22 protein-coding genes are annotated in these 20,462 nt (G+C 64.3%); 11 read left to right on the top strand and 11 right to left on the bottom strand.

Features of this window, described 5'->3' with window-relative positions:
- Positions 1-935: TonB-dependent receptor (locus tag VIM95_RS09585; protein ID WP_331985014.1), on the bottom strand; the 935-nt coding region annotated here is incomplete at its 3' end.
- Between the two features lie 318 nt (positions 936-1,253).
- On the opposite strand from VIM95_RS09585, the gene VIM95_RS09580 reads away from it, so the two are divergent.
- Positions 1,254-2,042 carry a transporter substrate-binding domain-containing protein gene (locus VIM95_RS09580; protein ID WP_331985012.1) on the top strand — a complete coding sequence of 263 codons (789 nt, stop codon included), beginning with the start codon at positions 1,254-1,256 and terminating at the stop codon, positions 2,040-2,042.
- A gap of 10 nt (positions 2,043-2,052) precedes the next feature.
- Here the strand turns inward: VIM95_RS09580 and VIM95_RS09575 are convergent, their stop codons facing one another.
- The gene (locus VIM95_RS09575) at positions 2,053-2,880 is read right to left on the bottom strand and encodes a transporter substrate-binding domain-containing protein (RefSeq protein WP_331985010.1); all 828 of its coding nucleotides are present in this window, start codon (positions 2,878-2,880) and stop codon (positions 2,053-2,055) included.
- A 183-nt stretch (positions 2,881-3,063) separates the two neighbouring features.
- Here VIM95_RS09575 and VIM95_RS09570 point away from each other — a divergent pair, with 183 nt between their 5' ends.
- The 5 genes from VIM95_RS09570 to VIM95_RS09550 all read left to right on the top strand — a co-directional run bounded on the left by VIM95_RS09570 (position 3,064) and on the right by VIM95_RS09550 (position 6,541).
- Entirely contained in the window at positions 3,064-4,068 is a 1,005-nt protein-coding gene (locus VIM95_RS09570) for an MDR family oxidoreductase (RefSeq protein ID WP_331985008.1), read from the top strand.
- Between the two features lie 54 nt (positions 4,069-4,122).
- Positions 4,123-4,917, top strand: a complete 795-nt coding sequence (locus VIM95_RS09565; RefSeq protein ID WP_331985006.1) for a transporter substrate-binding domain-containing protein — start codon at positions 4,123-4,125, stop codon at positions 4,915-4,917.
- A 241-nt stretch (positions 4,918-5,158) separates the two neighbouring features.
- Complete coding sequence (locus tag VIM95_RS09560) at positions 5,159-5,308, top strand: hypothetical protein (RefSeq protein ID WP_331985004.1); 150 nt, start codon at positions 5,159-5,161, stop codon at positions 5,306-5,308.
- A gap of 18 nt (positions 5,309-5,326) precedes the next feature.
- Positions 5,327-5,530, top strand: a complete 204-nt coding sequence (locus tag VIM95_RS09555) for a hypothetical protein (RefSeq protein WP_331985002.1) — start codon at positions 5,327-5,329, stop codon at positions 5,528-5,530.
- Between the two features lie 96 nt (positions 5,531-5,626).
- On the top strand, positions 5,627-6,541 hold the full coding sequence (locus tag VIM95_RS09550) for a bifunctional helix-turn-helix transcriptional regulator/GNAT family N-acetyltransferase (protein WP_331985000.1): 915 nt from the start codon (positions 5,627-5,629) through the stop codon (positions 6,539-6,541).
- Between the two features lie 36 nt (positions 6,542-6,577).
- On the opposite strand, the gene VIM95_RS09545 is transcribed toward VIM95_RS09550, so the two are convergent.
- On the bottom strand, positions 6,578-10,294 hold the full coding sequence (locus VIM95_RS09545; protein ID WP_331984998.1) for an EAL domain-containing protein: 3,717 nt from the start codon (positions 10,292-10,294) through the stop codon (positions 6,578-6,580).
- 257 nt (positions 10,295-10,551) lie between these two features.
- On the opposite strand from VIM95_RS09545, the gene VIM95_RS09540 reads away from it, so the two are divergent.
- On the top strand, positions 10,552-10,938 hold the full coding sequence (locus VIM95_RS09540; protein ID WP_331984996.1) for a hypothetical protein: 387 nt from the start codon (positions 10,552-10,554) through the stop codon (positions 10,936-10,938).
- 82 nt (positions 10,939-11,020) lie between these two features.
- Positions 11,021-11,251 (top strand): hypothetical protein, encoded by a 231-nt coding sequence (locus VIM95_RS09535; protein ID WP_331984994.1) that lies wholly within the window; start codon positions 11,021-11,023, stop codon positions 11,249-11,251.
- 28 nt (positions 11,252-11,279) lie between these two features.
- Here the strand turns inward: VIM95_RS09535 and VIM95_RS09530 are convergent, their stop codons facing one another.
- The 7 genes from VIM95_RS09530 to VIM95_RS09500 form a co-directional block, all read right to left on the bottom strand.
- Positions 11,280-11,438: a hypothetical protein gene (locus tag VIM95_RS09530; protein ID WP_331984992.1), complete on the bottom strand. Its 159-nt coding sequence runs from the start codon at positions 11,436-11,438 to the stop codon at positions 11,280-11,282.
- A gap of 174 nt (positions 11,439-11,612) precedes the next feature.
- A complete protein-coding gene (locus VIM95_RS09525; RefSeq protein ID WP_331985018.1) occupies positions 11,613-11,900 on the bottom strand; it encodes a 3-alpha domain-containing protein in 288 nt (95 codons plus the stop codon).
- On the bottom strand, positions 11,842-12,540 hold the full coding sequence (locus VIM95_RS09520) for a glutamine amidotransferase (RefSeq protein WP_331984990.1): 699 nt from the start codon (positions 12,538-12,540) through the stop codon (positions 11,842-11,844). Before VIM95_RS09520 ends, VIM95_RS09525 begins: the two co-directional genes overlap by 59 nt.
- Positions 12,541-12,620: 80 nt before the next feature.
- Positions 12,621-12,860, bottom strand: a complete 240-nt coding sequence (locus tag VIM95_RS09515) for a hypothetical protein (protein ID WP_331984988.1) — start codon at positions 12,858-12,860, stop codon at positions 12,621-12,623.
- Positions 12,861-13,057: 197 nt separating this feature from the next.
- On the bottom strand, positions 13,058-13,753 hold the full coding sequence (locus tag VIM95_RS09510; protein WP_331984986.1) for a MarR family winged helix-turn-helix transcriptional regulator: 696 nt from the start codon (positions 13,751-13,753) through the stop codon (positions 13,058-13,060).
- A 110-nt stretch (positions 13,754-13,863) separates the two neighbouring features.
- Entirely contained in the window at positions 13,864-15,489 is a 1,626-nt protein-coding gene (locus VIM95_RS09505) for a methyl-accepting chemotaxis protein (RefSeq protein ID WP_331984984.1), read from the bottom strand.
- Between the two features lie 154 nt (positions 15,490-15,643).
- On the bottom strand, positions 15,644-16,834 hold the full coding sequence (locus VIM95_RS09500) for an acyltransferase family protein (RefSeq protein WP_331984982.1): 1,191 nt from the start codon (positions 16,832-16,834) through the stop codon (positions 15,644-15,646).
- Positions 16,835-16,978: 144 nt separating this feature from the next.
- Here VIM95_RS09500 and VIM95_RS09495 point away from each other — a divergent pair, with 144 nt between their 5' ends.
- Positions 16,979-17,851, top strand: a complete 873-nt coding sequence (locus VIM95_RS09495; protein ID WP_331984980.1) for a LytTR family DNA-binding domain-containing protein — start codon at positions 16,979-16,981, stop codon at positions 17,849-17,851.
- Positions 17,852-17,878: 27 nt separating this feature from the next.
- Here VIM95_RS09495 and VIM95_RS09490 read toward each other — a convergent pair whose 3' ends face one another.
- Positions 17,879-18,490, bottom strand: a complete 612-nt coding sequence (locus VIM95_RS09490; RefSeq protein ID WP_331984978.1) for a LysE/ArgO family amino acid transporter — start codon at positions 18,488-18,490, stop codon at positions 17,879-17,881.
- 113 nt (positions 18,491-18,603) lie between these two features.
- Here VIM95_RS09490 and VIM95_RS09485 point away from each other — a divergent pair, with 113 nt between their 5' ends.
- Together VIM95_RS09485 and rhtA are read left to right on the top strand one after the other, a co-directional pair.
- Positions 18,604-19,503: a LysR family transcriptional regulator ArgP gene (locus tag VIM95_RS09485; protein WP_331984976.1), complete on the top strand. Its 900-nt coding sequence runs from the start codon at positions 18,604-18,606 to the stop codon at positions 19,501-19,503.
- Positions 19,504-19,585: 82 nt separating this feature from the next.
- Complete coding sequence (rhtA, locus tag VIM95_RS09480; RefSeq protein WP_331984974.1) at positions 19,586-20,458, top strand: threonine/homoserine exporter RhtA; 873 nt, start codon at positions 19,586-19,588, stop codon at positions 20,456-20,458.
- Positions 20,459-20,462: the final 4 nt, after the last annotated feature.

Genomic DNA, 20,462 nt, shown 5'->3' with positions numbered 1-20,462 from the left:
GCGTCCAGCGCAAAGACAAACCGGCCAACCACGTTGTCGTGCTTGGCCTTGGGCATGATGTCGATGAACTTCACATAGTCGGTGCCGCAAGAGGCCGGATCGCCGATATCGTGCAGGGCGAATTCTGGTGCCACGCAGTTCTTGTAGCGGTAGGGGTTGAGGCCGCTATAGGAATTGCCCTTGGTATCGGTGAAGTTGAGATTGGGTACCCCATTGCGGGTCGAGAACTGGTCCGCGCCCAGATCCGGACGGAAGCCCGTGGCGGCGAAGTCGCGATCCACCGCGCGCAGGCGCTGGTCATCCTCGTGGTAGGCGCTGACGAAGACATTGAAGCGGTCTTCGGCCAGATTGCCCCAACCGGCGGTCACGGTATAGGTGTGGACGTTGCCGCCACCCTTGTCCACATCGGTCTGGTAGGTCGCAGCCTCAAGGCCGGTGAAGTCCTTCTTGGTAATGAAGTTGATCACACCGGCCACGGCATCGGCACCGTAGATGGCCGAGGCACCGTCGCGCAGCACCTCGACCCGTTCGATCACCGCGAGCGGGATGGTATTGAGGTCGATCACCGAGTTACCGAAGGCATAGTCCGCAACCCTTCGGCCATTGAGCAGCACCAGGGTGTACTTGGCACCCAGGCTGCGCAGGTTGGCGGTAGATGCAGCACCTGGGTAGCCCACGTTGTTGGAGACGGTCGTGCCACCAAAGTTGGCAGGAATCAGGTTGACCAGGTCCTGGGCCGTGGTGGCACCGGTACGCTGGATGTCTTCCTTGCTGATGGTGGTCACCGGCAGCGCGCCCTCTTTTGCAAGGCGCTTGATGCTGGTACCGGTGATCTCAATCCGTTCCGACTTCTGCGGTTGATCTTCGGCATGGGCTGCCGTCATGCCCGCAATCCCGATCAAGCTGATCGCATAGGCCAGTTGCTTCACTTTCATGGTGCTTACCTCTCCAATTTCTAGTTTGAAGACGATGCGGGAATACACACAGCAGGCTGCTTTCGGGCACCTTTGTTATGACGTGATGGTGATAGGACCGCACCGGCCGGCTCTCCCCCGGGCCAGAATGCGGTCTACGACGACGATGCTTTATGATCTTTGGATATCGCCCTGCGGGCAGGCAACGTTTGTGCGACGATCTGCAACAAACTGTTAATGATTGTTGGCGGCCCGCAACACCTCTGTTGTGTTCTCCGGTTTGCCTGCCGGTGTCGCAACACCTTTAATGGGGAGCAGCCCCTAAACCGGACAGGGACCATGGCACTACCCACACCGATACGCCGCCTGCCAGCCATCCTGCTGGCGCTGAGTGCCACCGCCGCCTGGGCGCTGGACTGCCCGGCCCGCATACGCATGGCCTATATGGATGCGCCGGCAGAACCTTTCTTCCTGGGGCGAGGTACGGTCGGCGAGCCACCGGGCCTGTTCGTCGATTGGGCTTTGCAGGCCTTGGCCGCCACCGGCTGCAATAGCCGGGTGGAACTCGCACGGCTACCGGTAGCCCGGCTGGATAAGGCGCTGAGTGAGGGGGACCTCGATATCGTACTGGGCGTGGCCAGCACCTCGGAGCGCGAGCAGACGCAGGCCTTCCCCGGCCGCCATGGCAAGCGGTTGCTGTATGTCGCACGAGCCGACATCGCGCTCTACACGGCGCTGGGCGACCGCCTTGTGTGGTCGGGCCAGACTCGTGAACTCAAGGGCTACAAGGTGGGTGTGGCACGCGCCCAGATGCCGGCGAACCTGGCCGCGAGCCAAGGCTGGGCGTTGGAGCTGGCGCCGGACAACGCCAGTAATTTCCGCAAGCTGGAAAGCGGCAGGGTACAGGTACTGCTGGAAACCTCCATCCTGGCCGACCCCTACTTCCAGGCCCACCCGTTGCCAGGAATACGCAAGCTGAACCCGCCGCTGGCTACGCTGGAGTACTACGCACCTGCCAGTCGCAGCTTCCAGCGCGACTTCCCCGCCTTCACCGAGCAGTTCTGGTTACAGCTATGCCGCCAGTCTCGCACCGTGCTGCGTGAACTGCCGGCCTGTAATGCAGGCTGATGCGAACCCACTAATCCAGGACCACCCCATAGCGCCGTTGCAGCGCCTGGTAAGCCTTGCTGGCCAGCACCTTGCGCTGGGCCCGTTGCCAGCGCGCCAGTTGCTCGGGCGGGAAGTGCGGTGAAAACGCGTAGTAGTGGGCGAAACGCCCCTCCAGGCAACCGGCCTCGCGCACTGTCTCGCCAGCCTGCCCGGCCAGCCAGCGCATATTGTTGCGCTCAGCCAGCACGGCATCCACCCGACGGTTGAGCAGTTTCTGCAGATTGAGCGCACCCGGCTCCGCACCGCCGACCAGGTCCAAGCGACCTTCCGCCTTCATACGCTCGAAGGCTGCCTCCAGCGGCGAGCCGGCCTCGGCCACAGACTGATAGCCCAGCTCTCGCCCCAACCGAATGCTCGCCAACGCCGCTGGGCCATTGAAAGTCCAGTGCTCGCCAGGCAGGGTGTAGAAGCAGGCACGCAGGCTGAATACCGGCTCTGTCCCCTTGAGCGCACCCAGCCGGGTAACCAGTGGCAACATGTCATAGTGCCCCTGCTCGACATAAGCACGCCCACGCTTCAAGGGCATGGGCTCGAACCGCAGCTGCCAGCCCCCTTCCTTGGCGATCATGCGTGCCAAGGCCAGGCCAAAACCGCCTTCAGCCACCGGCTGGCAGATCATCGGACACCAGTCGTCGCTGGTGACGCGTAGCGTCTGCTGTGGCGCAGCGTGCACCGGCAAGAGCGCCAACAGGCATCCCAGGGCCAGTGACCCGCGGAACAAGATCGAGCGGAAATCCATGCGATAGACAGAATCTGGGGAACCCAGCAGGCCAGCCGCGGGGTCGAAGCGGTACATCGGACCGGCACCACCCAGGGGCGGTACCGAAATATATCAATCCCGACAGCATATGCCGTCGGGCGGATTCTACTGGCGATCAGCGGCTTGGCAAGCCAAAAACAGATATCTTCGGCCTACTCACCACAGGCCCTCGCCATGGGTCATGGCTTGCCGAAGATCGCCGTCATTCAGGAGAAGCACATGGGTTTCAAGGCCATCTGGCTGACCAAGGACGGCGATGCCGGGAGCACCGAGCTGAAAGAGCTGGACGAGTCGGCCTTTGATACTTACCCACAGGCCGCCGGTACGGTACGGGTCGCGATCAGCCACTCAACCCTCAACTACAAGGACGCCCTCGCCATCACCCATCGCAGCCCGGTGGTGCGCAGCTGGCCCATGATTCCCGGCATAGACGGCGCGGGCGTAGTCACCAGCAGCAGTGACCCGCGCTGGGGCATAGGCGACCCGGTGATGTTGAATGGTTGGGGAGCCGGGGAGCTGCACTGGGGCTGCCTGAGCCAGCGCATGCAGCTGCCAGGAGAATGGCTGCAACCGCTGCCGGCCGGCATGAGCGCCGCCCAGGCCATGGGCGTGGGTACCGCCGGCTATACCGCCATGCTCTGCGTCATGGCCCTGCAAGATGCCGGCCTGCCGCCGGGTCAGGGCGAGATCCTGGTCACCGGCGCCAGTGGCGGCGTGGGCAGCTATGCCATAGCCCTCTTGAGCAGCGCCGGTTATCGGGTGGTTGCCTCCAGCGGCAAGCCAGAAGAAGCCGACTACCTGCGTAGCCTGGGTGCCAGCGAAGTCATAGACCGCCAGGGCCTGAATGAGCCCGGTAAGCCCCTGCAGAAGGAGCGCTGGGCCGGGGTGGTGGACAGCGTAGGTTCCTACACTCTGGCCAACGCCCTGGCGCAGACCCAATATGGTGGTGCGGTTGCCGCCTGCGGGCTGGCGCAGGGCATGGAGCTGCCCGCCACGGTGGCACCGTTCATATTGCGTGGGGTCAGGCTCCTGGGCATCGATTCGGTCATGTGCCCCATGCCGCGCCGCAACGCGGCCTGGCGGAGGCTTGCGTCGGAGCTGGATCAGGCCAAGCTCGGCACCATTGCCCGCGCCATCGGCCTGGGCGACGCCATCGAAGCGGCACACTCGCTCTTGGCTAATCGCATCCGCGGCCGCCTATTGGTCGCCCTGCCGCCGGCTTGATCCGGCGGCCATGCCCCGGGACAGGGGTAGGCTAAGCAAGAGAGGGGAGGTTACATGCGGCACAGCCCGCTGCTATTGCTGGCTATCGCCAGCCTCTGGACCATCGCCAGCGACGCCGAGCCGCTCACGGCCGTTGCCTGCGGTCCGCACTACTATCCCCCCCTGGTCTGGGCCGACGGCGGCAGCCTGCGCGGTAGCTGCGTCGAGGTCGCCAAGCGCGCCTTTGCCAGTGTCGGGGTGCGTCTGCAATTCGATTACCTCGGCCCCTGGCGGCGCTGCCAGGACCTGTTGGAGCGCGGCGAGGCCCAGGTGGCAGTATGCGCCTCCCACAATCCGCAGCGAGATCGTTACCTGCAGTTCGGCAGCGTGCCGGTAGCCATGCAGCAGGTGGTGCCCTTCGTACATAAATCACAGCTGCATCGGGTGCAGTCCAGCGCCGACATCCGCGGCCTGAGGGTGGGGCTGACCCGCGGCGGCAGCTTTGGCAACGAACTGGACATGCTGTTGCAGACCGGCCGTCCCGATTACGCCTACGACGCCCGCGCCAATTTCGCCAAGCTGTACTTCCGCCGTATCGACCTGGTACCGCTGAACCGCGATACCGGGCAATTGATCATCGACAGCCTGGGCTACCGCGATACCCTGGTGCCGGCCCCCCTGGTGCTGCTGGAGTACCCGGTCTACTTCGCGGTCTCCCGCCACTCACCCGCCCTGCTTGCGCGCCTGCCCGGCGCCGAGGCCTTTCTGCAGCGGCGTGACTACCCCGCCGAGCAGGCCAGGCTGCAGGCCCAGGAGGCCGAAGCCTTTCTGCGCCCCCCGCTGCTTTCGGCCACGGGTAGCCCGCACTGAATGCCATAGCAACCCAAGTCCGCATTTCGTCGCACGCTACCGCGCTTGGTCGCCCCACCACCTGCGCTTGGCTACCGCTCCCGCACATTTCGTCGCGTAGGCCCCTGCATTTCATCGCGCAAAAACGCGATCCGCGCCGCCCGCACCGCAATCAGTCGCAATCCGGTACAAGCTGGCCAAGCGCTCCCCCATGATGGCCTCACTGCAACGCCACCCACGGCAGACAACGGAGAGGAAGATCATGAAAAAGCAAATCAACGAACTGTTCGAAGGCGCCCTGGTCATCGGTCTGGCCGCTTTCTTCGCCGCCGCCCTGATAAGCGCCGGCCAGCCGCAACAAGCCCAGGCGACACAATTGGCACAAGCCGGCCACACCGGCCAACACGCTTGATAGAACGGTGGACTGATCGTGTTCTCCTTATTCGTGATCGGCATCAAGACCGGCGGCAAGACCGCCACCCGCAGCGACAGCCCGGCCCCCACTGCCAACACGGTACGTGCCCAGGCAGCCTGTCCGGCCAACCTCGTCGACGTGGCGGTAGCCCGCATTCCCGTACCGGAACGCGCCCCCGCTGCCGCGCGCAAGGAAGCGCTCGCGGCACTGGCCCCCTGAACACCTGCTCCCTTGGTGGGCAGCCTGATGGTTGTCGTTGACAACCAAGAAGACGGGCGGTAGTTTTAGTTGTCACTGACAACCAGAATCCGCACCATGTCTGTCACCACACCGTCGGCCGGCGAGTTGCTACGCGAAGTCGCCCGTATCTACGTCCGCGCGCAACGCACCCAGGCGGCCTGCCGCGACGGCGCCTCTACGGTGCAGTGCCATGTGATGACCGAGCTGTTGCGGCAGGAACGGATGAGCCAGCAGGCCCTCTGCAGCCAGCTTGATCTCGACAAGGGTTGGATCAGCCGGGCGGTCGATGCCTTGGTCAGCGACGGCACAATCTGCAAGACCCCCAATGCCGACGATAAACGCAGCGCCTGGCTGAGCCTGAGCCCGACCGGTGTAGAACGTGCCCGTCGACTCAATGAAGACCTGAACACCCACGCCGACCAGGTACTGGCCAAGCTGCCGGCCGCCCAGCACGGCGTGATCCGCGAATCGCTGGCCCTGCTGCTGCAGAGCCTGCAATCGAGCCCGGCCGAGCAGCAGCCCCAGTCCCGCCCCTTTGACCCTCGCAAGGCCTTGCGCCTGCGTCCCGCACGCCCTGCAGACCAGGCCGCACTGACCGCCTTGCTGGCGGAGGCGGGTTTGGCGCCTCTCGATCTGACCAGTGGCACCGGCCTTTGCCTGCTCGCCAGCCAGGGCAAGACCTTGCTCGCCGCCGGCCAGCTTGCGCCTTGTGGTCCGGTAGGCCTGCTGGGCGCACTGGTGGTGGCGCCAAGCGCCACCGGCCAGGGTGTGGGTCAGCGCCTGCTGGAAGCCCTGCAAGTTCAGGCCGAGAACCTGGGTCTGAACAAACTCTACTTGCTCACTGACCGCGCCGATGGCTACTTTGCCCGCCATGGCTACACGGCCGTACCGGTCAAGGCGGTACCGGCAGGCGTCCGTGCGGCTGCCGCCTTTCATGCCAAGGGCACGCCGGCCGCGACCGCCATGGTCAAGGCTCTGCCCAGCCGATAGCTGGCCTGGTCAACATCACCGCACCCCACGCCTGCGCTAAACCCTTAGCGCCTCGGCAGGGACAGGCCGACCAAACAAATACCCCTGGAACTGGCGACAACCGCTGGCCAGCAGGAATTGCCGCTGCTCCTCCGTTTCCACGCCCTCGGCGATCACCGCTAGCCCCAGACTTTGGCCCAGGGTGACCACCGCCTGCACGATGGCCAGGTCATTGGCGTCGACGAAGATGTCGCGCACGAAAGACTGGTCGATCTTGAGCTGGGCCAGCGGCAAGCGCTTGAGGTAGGCCAGGGAGGAGTAGCCGGTCCCAAAGTCATCCAGCGAGAAGCTCACCCCGTCGGCCCGCAGCTGGTTCATCTTGTCGATCACACTGTCCAGGTCCTTGAGCAGCAGGCTCTCGGTCAGCTCCAGCTTGAGCCGGCGTGGGTCTGCGCCGCTCTGCGCCAGCGCTGAACGGACCTGCTCGACAAAGTGCACATCATGGAACTGGCGGGCCGAGATATTGACCGCCAGCGTCCAGCCCGCCCGGACCGGTTCGCCCGCCCAATCCTTGAGCTGTGCACAGGCCGCTTCCAGCACCCACTGCCCAAGCGGCAGGATCAAGCCAGTCTCTTCGGCCAGTGGAATAAAACTGGCCGGCGATACCATGCCGCGTTGCGGATGCTGCCAACGCACCAGCGCCTCGGCCCCCACGGCGCCCCCCTCTGCATCGACCTGCATCTGGTAGTGCAGCACAAACTGCCCTTCCGCCAAGGCGGTACGGATGTCGGCCTCCAGTGCGGCATGGGCGCTGACGGCGGCCTGCATGGCCGGGTCGAAGAAGCGGATGGTGTTACGCCCGGCAGCCTTGGCCTGGTACATGGCGAGGTCGGCCTGCTTGAGCAGCTCATCCACCGTCACCTCCTGCCCACGGAAAAAGCACACCCCTATGCTGGGCGTACTGTGATGGGCCATGCCGTCCAGGAGATAGGGTTGGTTGAGGGTGGTCAGGATCTTCTTGGCCACGCCCTCCACCTTGTCGATCGCCTCCTGCATCAGGTCCCCCACCTCTTCCAGCAACACCACGAACTCATCGCCCCCCAGACGGGCCACCGTGTCACCCTCACGCAGGCAACCGGCTATGCGCTGGGCCACCTGTTCCAGCAGCAGGTCGCCAATATCATGGCCACGGGTGTCATTGAGTTTCTTGAAGTTATCGAGGTCCACGAACAGCAGTGCACCACCGCTGTCGCTGCGCGCGCTCTTGGCCAGCGCCTGGCGCAGACGGTCCATCAAGAGGCGTCGGTTGGGCAGGTTGGTGAGCGGATCGTAGAAGGCCAGACTGCGAATTTCATCCTCGGCCAGCTTGCGCTCGGTAATGTCCACCAGTGCATAGACATAGTGGGTCACCTCGCCGGCGTCGGAGCGAACTGCACTGACCGCCAGCCAGAGCGGAAAATGATCGCCGTCCTTGCGGCGGGTCCAGATCTCGCCCTGCCACGTCCCCCCATTGGCAATGGCGGCATCGATAAACGTGGCCTGGTCCGCATCGTTGCGGCTGGACTGGAACATGGTCGGCAGCTCGCCCACCACTTCCTCGGCGCTATAGCCCGTGATCTTGGTAAAGGCGCTGTTGACGCGCAGGATGATGCGGGCGGCATCGGTGATCAGCATGCCCTCTTGCGACTCGAAAGCCGCCGCCGCCACCCGGAGCTCCTGCTCCTGGCTCGCGGTACGCGCCCGAGCCGCCTCCACCGCGCCGTAGGCGGCGGCATTGTCGAGCGCAATCGCGCCATAGGCGCACAGGGTGCGGAAGATCGAGCACTCCCGCTCGCCATAGGCGTGGGAACGCTGGGCCTGGATGGTCATGACCCCGAGCAGCCGTTTGCCGACCTCCAACGGCGCAAACAGCATACTCATGGTCTGGATGGTACCCGGCACCATCTTGACGTTGTATTGGGCCGAAGGCTGGTCGATCACAATCTCGCGCCGCTCGCGGGCGCAGCGGGCGGTCATGGCCGTGGTGCTGCTCAGCGGTACCCGGTTGTAGGGATGGGATTGCCCGTTTTCCAGGCCAAAGGCGGTGACCAGTTCGGTCCCTGCTTCGTCAAGCAGATAGATCACGAAGGAATCGTTGTCGAGCAGGCGATCCACATGCCGGTACAGCGCCTCGAACACGGCATTGGCGTCAAGGCTGGCGGTGATCTCCCGCCCGATCAGGCCCAGAGTCTCCAGTGTGGCATTGGTCTCCTGCAGCGCAGCGGCCAATTGTCGGTGGCGCTCGGTATCGGCACGAGCCCGGTCTATCTCCTGGCGGATCTGCATGGCCAGCGCGCGCTTCTGGGCCTCTTCGATACGGGTACGGTTACGGGCCGCGGTGGCGGCCAGATTGGTTTCATAGGCAGCGCGATAATCGCCCTGGCTCGCGTAGGCGCTGGCCAGCTGGTTCAGTACCTCGGCCGGCACCGCATAGCCACTCACTCCTTCGGCAATGCGGATGGCTTCCTGCAGATAGTGCAAGCTGGCCGCGGCTGGGGCCAGTCCGCTCGGTGTGGCCAGCACATGGTCGCGGTGCAGCTCGGCCAGCACGCCCAGCGTCTTGATCTGTTCATCGGCATTGGCCTTGCTGTGTGCCAGTTCCAACGCCTGATGGGCCTTGCGGCTGGCCTGCGCGGGCCGGCCGAGCCGCGACAACGCAGTAGCCTGGCCGCGCAAGGCCTTCATCAGGAGGTCAGGCTCGCTACGCGCCGAAAGACCATTCTCCAACTGCTCGAACCAGGCCAGCGACTCTTCATCGTCGCCCATATCACTGGCCAACTGGCCCAGGTTGCCGATCACCTGCTCCTGGTTGCGCGAGCCGGCCAAGGCCTCCATCACCACCAACGCCTCGCGCAGAAAGGTACGGGCCTCATCATGGCGGGCCAGCTGGCGCAGCACGTCACCCGCCTGCATCAGGCATACGCCCACCCCGCCCGGCCAACCGGTGGCACGAGCCAGCGACAATGCCCGCTCGCTCCACTCCAGCGCGGCATCGAGGTCGCCCAAGGTACCGAAACCCTCGGCCGCGTTGACAGCGCAGACCAGTGCCTGGCGGATCTGCCCGGTATTGGAGGCTGCCTGGTAGGCCTTGAGATCGTACTTGATCGCCTCGCCGGGGTCGTTGGTCAGGCCGGCCACATTGGCATAGGCAACCGCCACCCAGGTGGAGATCGCCTCATGCCGGTTCATGGTCTGTGGAAATTCGCGCACCAGCCCCGCCGCGGCCTGGGGCGCATCGCTAAAGGCCAGGCTGGAGAGCTGGCGGGCCAGCGCCATCTCCTCGCGCAGGCGATCATCCGCCTCGCGATAGTGCGCCAGCGCATGTTCAAGATGCAGGTCGAACTGCCGCCTATCGCCCCGGTCCAGCCAGATCGACACCATCAACCAATGACCATCCCCCTGCCCAATAGGGTCACCCAGGCGAGCAAACTCGGCGATCGCCGCTTCCACCAACCGCTCTGCCTGGTCAAAATCGGCAAACAGCGCCCGCACCTCGGCTCGTACCAGTTGCAACCGCGCGCGGGCAGCACGGGCCGCCCCTGCCCCGATGGCGCGCATGTCGGCATCCTGCAACAAGGCCTCAGCCGATTGCGCCAGCGTAAGCGCCCGAGCGCAGTCCCGCTGGCGCAACTGCCAAGCCAGCTGCACCAGGATATCCAGGCGCACAGCGCCCGCCGAGGCCGGCAACAAGGCTTCCAGCGCGCCCAGGTCAGCCTCCAGCGCAAACAACTCCATATCGCCCCGTATCTTTGTTCTGTGGTTGCCAATCTGACCTTACTGCACCGCGCGCAAAAACACTAACAGCGCGGCCAGGCGCTGCAGCAGGTTCTGGCTGAAGACCGGTCGCTGCGAAGCATGTTGCGCAGCAGCACGCTTCCTGTATCTTTGCCGGTTCGCATCGCGCGGCCCAAGAGGCCAGCGCGGCGCCAAGACTGCCAGTCAAGAGCGGTCCGCAATAGGCTCGTGATCAACCAAGCATCGGGTACCAAGCCATGAAGAAACGTTGCCATCTGATCGAGATACAACCGGAGAAACTGCCTCAGCAGGCGCTGGATGAACTGCAGGCTCTGGCCTTCGAACACAACCACGGAGAAACGCTGACTGACCGCCACATTGGCGTACTGGCCTGCACCGGTACCCCGGTCGAGCTGGCACTCTCCATCGCAGAGTGGACCAACTACGTCACCCTGTTCTGCCATACCCTGAACCTGAGCGAAACCGACCTGCAGGCCTTGGCTGCGCAGGAAATCCGACTGGAAAAACGCCCCGTGGACCGGCTCCTGGGCGAGCCAGGCCGGCTGGAGGGGGTGCTGCTGGAAGACGGTGACGTGGTGGTAGTGGACGCGCTGTTCGCCCGCGCTGGTGGCGAAGCCGGCTGAGTCCTACCCATCCTGGCCGATCCAGCGTAAGCTGGATCGGCTTTCTCCAACCGGGCGTACGCGCCGCAAGCAGGGTAAAACCATGTCCCTCTCCGCCATTGGCGCCGGCCTTGCCGGCATGCAGCGCTACCAGAGTGCGCTGGATGTCTCTGCTTCGCGCATTGCCAATATGAACAACTGGACCGCTGACGGCAGCGATCCGACCGGCGATATCGTCAACCAAGTGGTCGACAAGGTCGGCTTTCAGGCCTCGGCCCAGGTCATCAAGACGGCCGACGACGTACTGGGCACGCTGATCGACGTCCGCGCCTAGCCCACTACAGTCCGGCTCAGCGGGCCATTCAGGCCCGTGCAGACAATGCCAGGCTCGCCAGCCTGGCATTGTGCTTTTCAGCGTGCGACTTTACACCGGTCGGGTCTTTCAGCTGCACCAGTACCATCACGGTGGCCAGGGCAACGATCAGGATGCTGTTGAATACGGTATCGAGTCGGCTGTACATGGTCTTCCTCCTGCGGGTCGTTTTTGAGTGACGCCATAATGCGGAAGAAAAACCCATCTGTTCAGTCACTTGCGATGGAATGCGGAAGCTCCGGGGTGAACGGCGGGCCAGACGGATGAAATGCATCACCCTGTCTCCAGCAGTTACTTCCCCTCCAAACACCGCGACCAATCCTCAACGGCGCGCTTGCAGCCTTTGCTGGGCCAACTGCCGCGCTTTGGGCGCCAAACCGGCCAGTTGGCTCAGGGTCTGCAGCTCCTCGTCGGACAGGGTGCGCCTATGCAATACGTCCAGCACCCGCCCCACGCTCCAATCCGGCGCAGGCCTGGCTAGTAGCTGTAGTGCATCGCCGGGCCTGATCCAGCCCGGCTGCAAGACGCGGTAGTACGGTCGGCCTGCATCTTCACGACAATCCCGCCAGCCAGTCCCGCAATAGCTGCCGGCCTTGCCGGCGCAGGGCATCGCCATGCTGCGCCGCTCCCTCGCGCAAACCCTGCAACGCTACGCCTGCGGCTGCCAGTTCGGCGGCGTGGCCTTGCAGCCATTCTTCGATACGGTCCGGCTCCAGCTCCGGATGGCACTGCAGGGCTAAACCATGCCGCCCCACCGCAAAGGCCTGGTGCGGATAGCGCTCGCTGCCGGCCAAGAGGGTCGCGCCTTCAGGCAAATCAAAGGTATCGCCGTGCCAGTGGAACATCTGGCAGTGCTCGCCCGCCACCCTTGCCACCGGGCTCGCCTTGCCTGCCGCGGTGAGCCTGAGCGGGTAAAAGCCGATCTCCTTGCCGGCCCTGCCCGGATAGACAGGTGCGCCCAGGGCCGCGGCCATCTGCTGAGCGCCAAAGCAGACGCCCAGCGTAGCCTGGCCCGCCGCCAGACGAGCGCGGATCAGGCCTTGTTCAGCCGGTATCCAAGGGTACAGGGCGGTCTCATAGACACCCATGGGACCGCCGAGTACCACCAGCAGATCGGCCTCATGGGCCAGCGCGACGGATTGGCCGCGCTCCAGATAGTGAATCCGGTAACCCGCTTCTTCCAGCGGCGCTGCAAAGCTGCCCAGGTCTTCAAAATCGATATGGCGTATCGCCACGACAAGCTTGCTCAAGGCTGATGCCCTCCTGTTGCTGGTTTCAATTTCGTCCGAGCGGCCCGGTGGCAGAGGCGCCGCCGGGCCGACATTACAGATCAGCCTTTCACATCAGCCATCGAAGCCCCGAAATTGATATGGAAGGGCAGGCCGCCCAGTACCAGGGCGGGGACCGACTTCACGCCGGCGGCCTCCGCCTCGGCAATCCGGCCTCGTTGCTCGCCCAGATGCACGACCTCCACCCGGTACTGGCTCGGGTCCAGGGCGTCGACGAACTGCCGTTCGGCAGCGATGCAGACGGGGCAACCGGCGTGGTAGAAAACGGCTTTGCTGGTCATAATAGAGATGCTCCTGATTAGCACTGTTTCGGTTGGGAGTAGGGATGCTTTGGCCGTCGCCAAACTACCAAGGCATCCCCTTTCATTCGCCTTGCCCCGGTGCATGACTGCGCCGGTTCAGGTCGAACTCCTTCGTGCCCGTCGACCATGCCGACCGGCCGTCATCTTCAAGTCTTCAATCCCTCACCTGCGTCACCCTACCCGCCGCGGCCCGGCAAGGTCAGCGGGATCACCCGTGCATAGGCGGCCCAGTTGTGCTGGGCCAGGTCCGGCTCGGCCACCTCATGCTCGGCACAATCGAGCCGCAGATGGCGCTGCCCGAAGGGTGCGTCCACCAGCCCACAATGGTGCGGCCGCTCGCCGTCCGGGTGCCGATAAGGCTGGAAATGCCGGCAGCTCACGCACATACGGGTCACCGGTATCTGGTCGCGCTCCTGCAAGGTACGGATCAGGCCTATCACCGCCTGCAGGAAGGCCAGCTGTTCCGTCTCGGGCAGCGACTGCGCAGCTTCTGCCAGGAAGTGGCTCCAATCACCGGCCTGCTTCGCCACGGCCGCGCCGGCCTCGGTCAGGCTGATCGCCACGGCCCGTTTGTCGTCCTCTACCTTGCCCTTCTGCAGCAGGCCCTTGGCCGCCAATGCCTTGACCGCGTCGCTGACCGTCGCAGTCGTCAGCGCCGTCTGCTCCACCAAGGCCTTCAGCATCTGCGGCCGTGGACGATGCTGCAGCAGGATCAGAATCTCCATCTGGGTCGGGGTAATGCCAAGCTCCGTGGCACGGCGCCAGGACTGAGAACGCAAGGCCGTACCCAGCCGCAGCAGGCCCTCGGTCAGGCGTTGTGGCAACGGTTCGGTGATGTCGTCAAAGTCGGTCACGGCCAGTCCTCCCGTCATAAATGTTAGGAATCCTAAATTTATTTGTCAAGGAGTCCTAAATAGCTCCGTGATGGATGAAAAAAAGCACGGCCGAGGCCGTGCTTTGGGTGGCTAACAGGCAGACACGGTTACACGCGATAGCGCGCCATGGCCGCATGCATATCGGCCGCCAGTCCATCGAGCTGCTCGGCAGAATCGGCGGAATGACCGGCTGCCGCGCTGTTCTCCTCCGAGATCTGCGCGATCCGCTCCACCTGCTGGGCAATGGCCGTGCTGGCACTGACCTGCTCCTGGATGGCGTTGGCGATCTCGCCCACCAGTTGCACCGTCTCCTCGGAGTGCTGGCGGATGATGGCAATGGTGTGGCCGGCGTCATTGGCCCGGTCCGCGCTCTCATGCACCTCGTCCACCACGCCGGCAATACGCTGGGCGGCATCTAGCGCCCCATCCTGCACGGCCTGCACCATGGTCTCGATCTCGACCGTGGCCTGCGCGGTACGCTCCGCGAGCTTGCGTACTTCGTCCGCCACCACCGAGAAGCCACGCCCCTGTTCGCCGGCGCGGGCTGCTTCAATCGCCGCATTGAGCGCCAAGAGATTGGTCTGGTCGGCAATCTCCTTGATCACATTGGTCACGACGCCGATCTCGGCTGCCTTGCCGCGCAAGGTCTCTACCTGGCTGGAAGCCACCCGCACCACGTCGACTGCGCCCTGGATGCGCGACACGGCATCCAGGATCACCTTCTCGCCTTCGCTGGCCTTACGGCCGCCATCCTGAGCCAGCTTGTTGGCCTCCTGGGCCCGGCTGCCGACATGGGCAATGCTGACCGTCATCTGTTCAATGGTTGCCGCCATGCTGGCCGAAGCCTCCGAAGCAAAACTGGAGCTGCGTGCCATCTCGCCAGCCGTACCGCGCATGCCACGCGAGGAGGCCGCCACAGTGGCGACCGCACCACCAAGCTGCTGGAAGCTCTGCTGCAAGGTATCAAGCAGGTGGTTGAGCGATTGGCCGTTCTCGGTGAACTCGTCCTGGCCCGCCAGGTGCAGCCGCTGGGTAAAGTCCAGCTCATTGGCCGCCACATGCAGGGAACGCCGCATACGGGCCAGGGGACCAGTCACCGACTGGCGCAACCAAACGCCCATGGCAGCCAGCAGCACCGCGCCGATCACGATCACCGCCAGCACCAGGTTGCGGGCCGAGCTGTAACTGGCTTCCGCCTGCTCACGCGCCGCCTTGGCATGCTCATGGCTGATCTTGACCATGTCGTTGACGGTATCGCCGATCTGCTTGGCAATCCCTATCGCCTTGGGGTCCACCATGGCCGGCGGATGCTCGGGGTCCATCTTGCGCGAAGCAGCCAGGATCGGCGCCACCGCCTCCTGGTACTGGGCGACCAGGCTGCGCAGCTCGGCGGCACGGTGCTTGTCCTCAGGCGCCAGCGGCAGGGCTTCGAATTGCGTGGCGAGCTGGTTGATCGCCTCGGCGTGGACACGCAGCTCCTCCTCCGACTTCTGCTTCACGGCCGGGTCGGTGGCGCCGATATGGCGCACCACCATCAGCCGGATGGAGACAAACTCCATGTGCAGGTTGCGCGAGATATCGACCGAGTTGAGCGATACCTCGTCGATAAAGCGCAGCTGTCGCTGGGTATTGCTAAGGCTACTGAGGCCGATGACCCCCAGCAGGATGAAGGCAAGAATGGAGAGCACGATCACGCAGGCGGTGCGTGTCGCCACGGTAAGACGAAGAGGCATCTGTTGTTCCCTGTTGTTATGGATGGGTGGTGCCAGGGTTTGGATCGGGAAACCCTGGCGACCGGCCCACAGCCGCCAGATGGATTGGACGACCGTACAACAGCTATCTAACAACATCAGCAATTGCTTATCAAAATGTCTGTCCGGATTTTGTTCACGCCGTGGCGGCTTCCTGCCCTGCACATCGCCCGGCAGGCAGGGAACGACGTAGCGGCGCGAGGCCAAAGCAGGCACGCAAGCAGGCTACACGGCGCAGCAGGCCGTCGTTGAGCAGCCAGCAGCCCAGCACTGTCCCACCAATGACCAATAGCGGCTCCAGCAACGGACCAAGGTGATACGGCAACAGCCAATAGGCGATAAGAATGATCAGGCTCTGGTGTAGCACATACCAGGGGTAGACCGATTCCTTGCCCCAGCGGAGCCAGGCGAAGGGTTTGTTGAGCAAGGCATAAGCCCAGCCCAGAATGGCCGCCAGCATGCACCAGACATAGAGCGAGCGCAGCAGCCAGGCCAGCAGCAACATCCATTCCGGTGGGTTCTCCGGTACCCAGGTCAACATGGCGTAGTAAGCGCCGAACAGCAGCAGCGCCGCCGCCACCGCCGGCTTGCGCAGGCGCAGCAATTCGGCCCAGAGAGTAGCGCTACGCCCCAGCCAGTAGCCGTAGACAAAGATGCTGAAGTACATCGCATGGTTGTACCAGTCATCCAGCAAGGCATGGGTCTCGGGGTAGTCACGCTTGAGCGCCCAGCAGTAGAACAGCAGTGGTAGGGCGGGCAGTGCCAGCAGGGACCAGCTGCGCAGCCTGTCCACCAGGGCTTGCAGGCGGTCCAGCAAGGGCCGCAGCAGCGGCAGCAGCAGGGAGTAGCACCACAGGTAGGCGATATACCAGAGGTGATTCCAGGTAAAACCGTGCTCCCAGCCATCAAATGCGCCGGCTGGCCAGGCATGGCCGCTGTAGTAGTCGAGCAGGAACTGGCCAAAGCCGGGCGCGACCAGGCCGTTGCTGACGCCCTGCACATAGGGCTGGACGGGCACCACCACCAGCATGCCGAAAGTCAGCGGCAACAGCAGCCGCCAGCTGCGTTGCCGGACAAAGCGCCAAGCAGTGTTGTTACGCAGCAGGAAAGCGGTTGCTACCCCGGAGAGTAGAAAGATCAGGTCCATGCGCCAGCGATTCATGAACAGCATGGGCAGTTGCAGCCACTCGGCCGTATAGGGGCTCTTGATGTGGTAGCCCCAGTCGGCCACATACACCATGCCGGTGTGATAGAGAATCAGCAGGCCAAAGGCGATGATGCGCAGGGCATCGATATCGTGGCGGCGGGTATCCGGGCGGGTATCCATGGGAGGCTCGTGGTGAAGTGACGCACCAGCATGGCCACCGCCACCCGCCCCAGGCCCGGCTTTGTGTCAGAACGTAGCAACGCGGGGACGAAACGCGGGCTGCGGGGACGAATTTCGGCCCGGTTTGCCCCTAGAATGCGGCCCATGCCCCAAGACCCACGCGACCTGCTTACCCGCTACCAGCCCTGGCGCCGGACCTTCGAGATCGGCTTCTGGATCGTGCTCCTCTGCAGCCAGGCGGCGCTCAACAGCGTCATCGTGCTGCTCGACGTCGACCGTGCCCACCTCGACTTTGCCGCCTGGGAACCCATCAGTTGGGAGTGGACCAGCAACCTGGTGGTACTGGCGCTGATCCCCGCCATCCTGGCCTTCGAGCGGCGCTTTCCGCTCCAGTTCAGCAACCTGCGCCGTCAGTTGCCCTACCATCTGCTCGCCAGCGTGGTCTTCAGCCTCGTGCATGTGCTGGCCATGGTCGGCCTGCGCAAGCTGATCTACCTGAGCCAAGGCGCCCACTACGACTTCGGCAATTGGCCGCGCGAGCTCACTTACGAGTACCTCAAGGACGCGCGCAGCTACGCCTTCATCCTGCTGGCGGTCGGCTGCTACCGCCTGCTGCTGTTACGTTTGCAAGGCGAGGCCAGCCTCCTGGCGGCGCCGGATAACGGCCCGGCAGTCGAACCGGTGGAGCGGCCCAACCGCTTTCTGGTGAAAAAGCTGGGCAAGGAATTCCTGCTGCCGGCGCAGGAGATCGAATGGCTGCAGGCCTGGGGGAACTATGTGAACCTGCGCGTACGCGGCCATGACTACCCCTTGCGCAGCACCATGACCGCCATCGAAGCAAGGCTCGATCCCGAGCGTTTTGTGCGGGTACACCGCAGCCATATCGTCAATATCCACGAGGTGGCGGAGATCGAGCCCCTGGAGAGCGGCGACGCCCGCATCCGGCTGCGCGATGGCAGCATGGTGCCCTGCAGCCGCACCTATCGCGATGCCCTCAAGGCCGGCGTCGCCGCCTGAGCCTTGCATGGGCTTGTTAACACTCCCCTACCCCCAGGCCACCAAGCCGGCCAGCACCAGCATGGTCGAACCAGTCAGCATGTCGATACCACGCCAGGCAGCCGGCCGGGCAAACCAGGGTGACAAGAGTTGGGCGCCAAAGCCCAGGCCGAAGAACCACAGCACCGAAGCACTGACCGCGCCGAGGATAAAGTCCGGCCGCTCCGTTGCCGCCAGTTGGCCGCCAATGGAACCGATCAAGACCACGGTATCGAGGTAGACATGTGGGTTGAGCAGGGACATGGCCAGTACCGTCAGGAGCGCCCCCTGCCAACCCAGCTTGCGGGCCTCGGCGCCGACTTCCAGGGCTTCGCTGCTGAAGGCGGCGCGCCAACTGCGCAGGCCGTACCACAGCAAAAAAGCGGCGCCGCCCCAGCGAGCGACAAACAGCAAGGTGGGTGAGGACTGCACCAGCACCCCCATGCCGGCGACGCCCAGGGTGATCAGCAAGGCGTCGATCAGTACGCAGGCTGCCACCGTCAAGAGCACATGCTGGCGCTTGAGGCCCATGCGCAGCACGTGGGCGTTCTGGGCACCGATGGCCATGATCAGGCCGGCGCTGAGACCCAGACCCTTGAGGTAGGCGGTGGAAGCAAGCATGCGGGACTCCTGTTTACGAATGCCGCCATTGTTCCGGGCCTGAGAAGAAAGATGAAATTCCTTGAGTATTTTGCTGCAATACTTAATTTCTCTTCATTTCAAACCGCTACGCCATGCTTTATGACTACCGCAAGAGTGAAGCCCTGCTGGCCGTGCTGGAGGCGGGCAGCTTTGAACAAGCAGCCAGGCAGCTGCACCTGACCCCTTCGGCCGTCTCGCAACGCGTGCGGACGCTGGAGGATGAACTCGGTACGCCGCTCCTGGTACGTACCCGTCCGGTACGCGCCACCCGTGCCGGCCAGAAGCTGGCCCAGTACCTGCGCCGCAGCCGGCTGCTGCAGGATGAATTCGCCGGAGAATGGGCCGAACAAGCGGGCCAGGCGCTCAGCATCCCGGTTGTGGTGAACAACGACACCCTGGCTACCTGGCTCTTGCCGGCACTGGCGGGTTTTCTGGCCGATGAACAATTGCTGCTCGACATCATGGTGGACGACCAGGACCACACCTATACCTGGCTGGAGGCCGGCCATGCCCTGGCCGGCGTATCGAGCGAGCCCGCCCCCATGCGCGGCTGCGCCGCCGAGGCGCTGGGCGTAATGCGCTACCGTATGATGGCCTCGCCGGCCTTTGCCGCACGCTGGCTGCCGCAAGGGCTCGATCGGGAGTCGGCCCGGCGTGCGCCCCTGGTGGTGTTCGACCGCAAGGATGGGCTGCAGGCGGATTTTCTATTGCGCGAATTCGGGCTGCCACGCGACAGCTACCCGCGCCACTATGTGCCGGCCAGCGACGCCTTCACCCTCGCGGTCCGGTTGGGCCTGGGCTATGGCATGGTGCCCGAGCAGCAGGCGGAGTCCTTTGTGGCCCGCGGCGAGCTGATCGACCTGTGCCCCGGTCGCACCAGCGACGTGGCGCTCTATTGGCATCATTGGCGGGTGCAGTCGCCCAAACTCGAAAAGCTCAGCACCGAAGTGCTCAGGCAGGCCAGGCAGGTACTGCGGCCACTTGCCGATTAGGGCCTGTCGCCATCTGTGACTGCCTAGCATGATGGCGTCTACACCTATCCGGCGGGCCGCTCGTTCGCCTACCATGCCGCCCATGTCCAGCCACCGCTCCCTGCTTTTGCCCATCGCCTGTCTGATCGGCGCCATGGCCTCACTCTCTACCGGCTCCTCTATCGCCAAGCACCTGTTCCCCTTGATAGGCGCACAGGGTACCACCGCCCTACGGGTGGGCCTGGCGGCGCTTATGCTGCTGGCCTTCTGGCGGCCCTGGCGGCTGCACCTCGCCGTCAAGGACAAGCTGGTGATCCTGCGCTACGGGCTGGTGCTCGGCTTTATGAACCTGCTGTTCTATCTCTCGCTCAAGACCATCCCCATCGGCATTGCGGTGGCGCTGGAATTCACCGGCCCATTGGCGGTGGTGATCTATGCCTCGCGGCGGGGGCTCGATTTTGTCTGGGTGGTCTGTGCGGTGGTTGGCCTCTTGCTGCTGTTACCGCTGGGGCTGGGCCAGACCGCGCTGGATACCGCCGGAGTGCTGTATGCGTTTGGGGCGGGGGTCTGCTGGGCGCTCTATATCGTCTTCGGTCAGCGGGCCGGCCATCTGCACGGTGGCCAGGTGGCCGCCCTGGGCATGAGCACCGCCGCGCTGGTGGTGCTGCCCTTCGGCCTGGCGCAAGCTGGCAGCGCCTTGTTCAACCCGGCCATCCTGCCCTTGGCGCTGGTGGTGGCGGTGCTCTCCAGCGCACTGCCCTATTCACTGGAGGTGATCGCGCTCAAGCATCTGCCCAAGAAGACGTTTGGCATCCTCCTGAGCCTCGAGCCCGCCATGAGCGCGCTGGCCGGCTTCACCCTGCTGGGCGAGACGCTGACCGCCACCCAATGGCTAGCCATGCTGGCTATCATCACCGCTTCGGTCGGCAGCGCTGCGACCGCCAGACCGAACAGCCCGACGGCACTACTCGAGTAAGAGT

Source organism: Chitinimonas sp., assembly GCF_036568685.1.
Classification (GTDB): Bacteria; Pseudomonadota; Gammaproteobacteria; order Burkholderiales; family Chitinimonadaceae; genus Chitinimonas.
The sequence above is the reverse complement of the archived record's forward strand: the minus strand, read 5'-3'. Positions and strand labels throughout refer to the sequence as shown.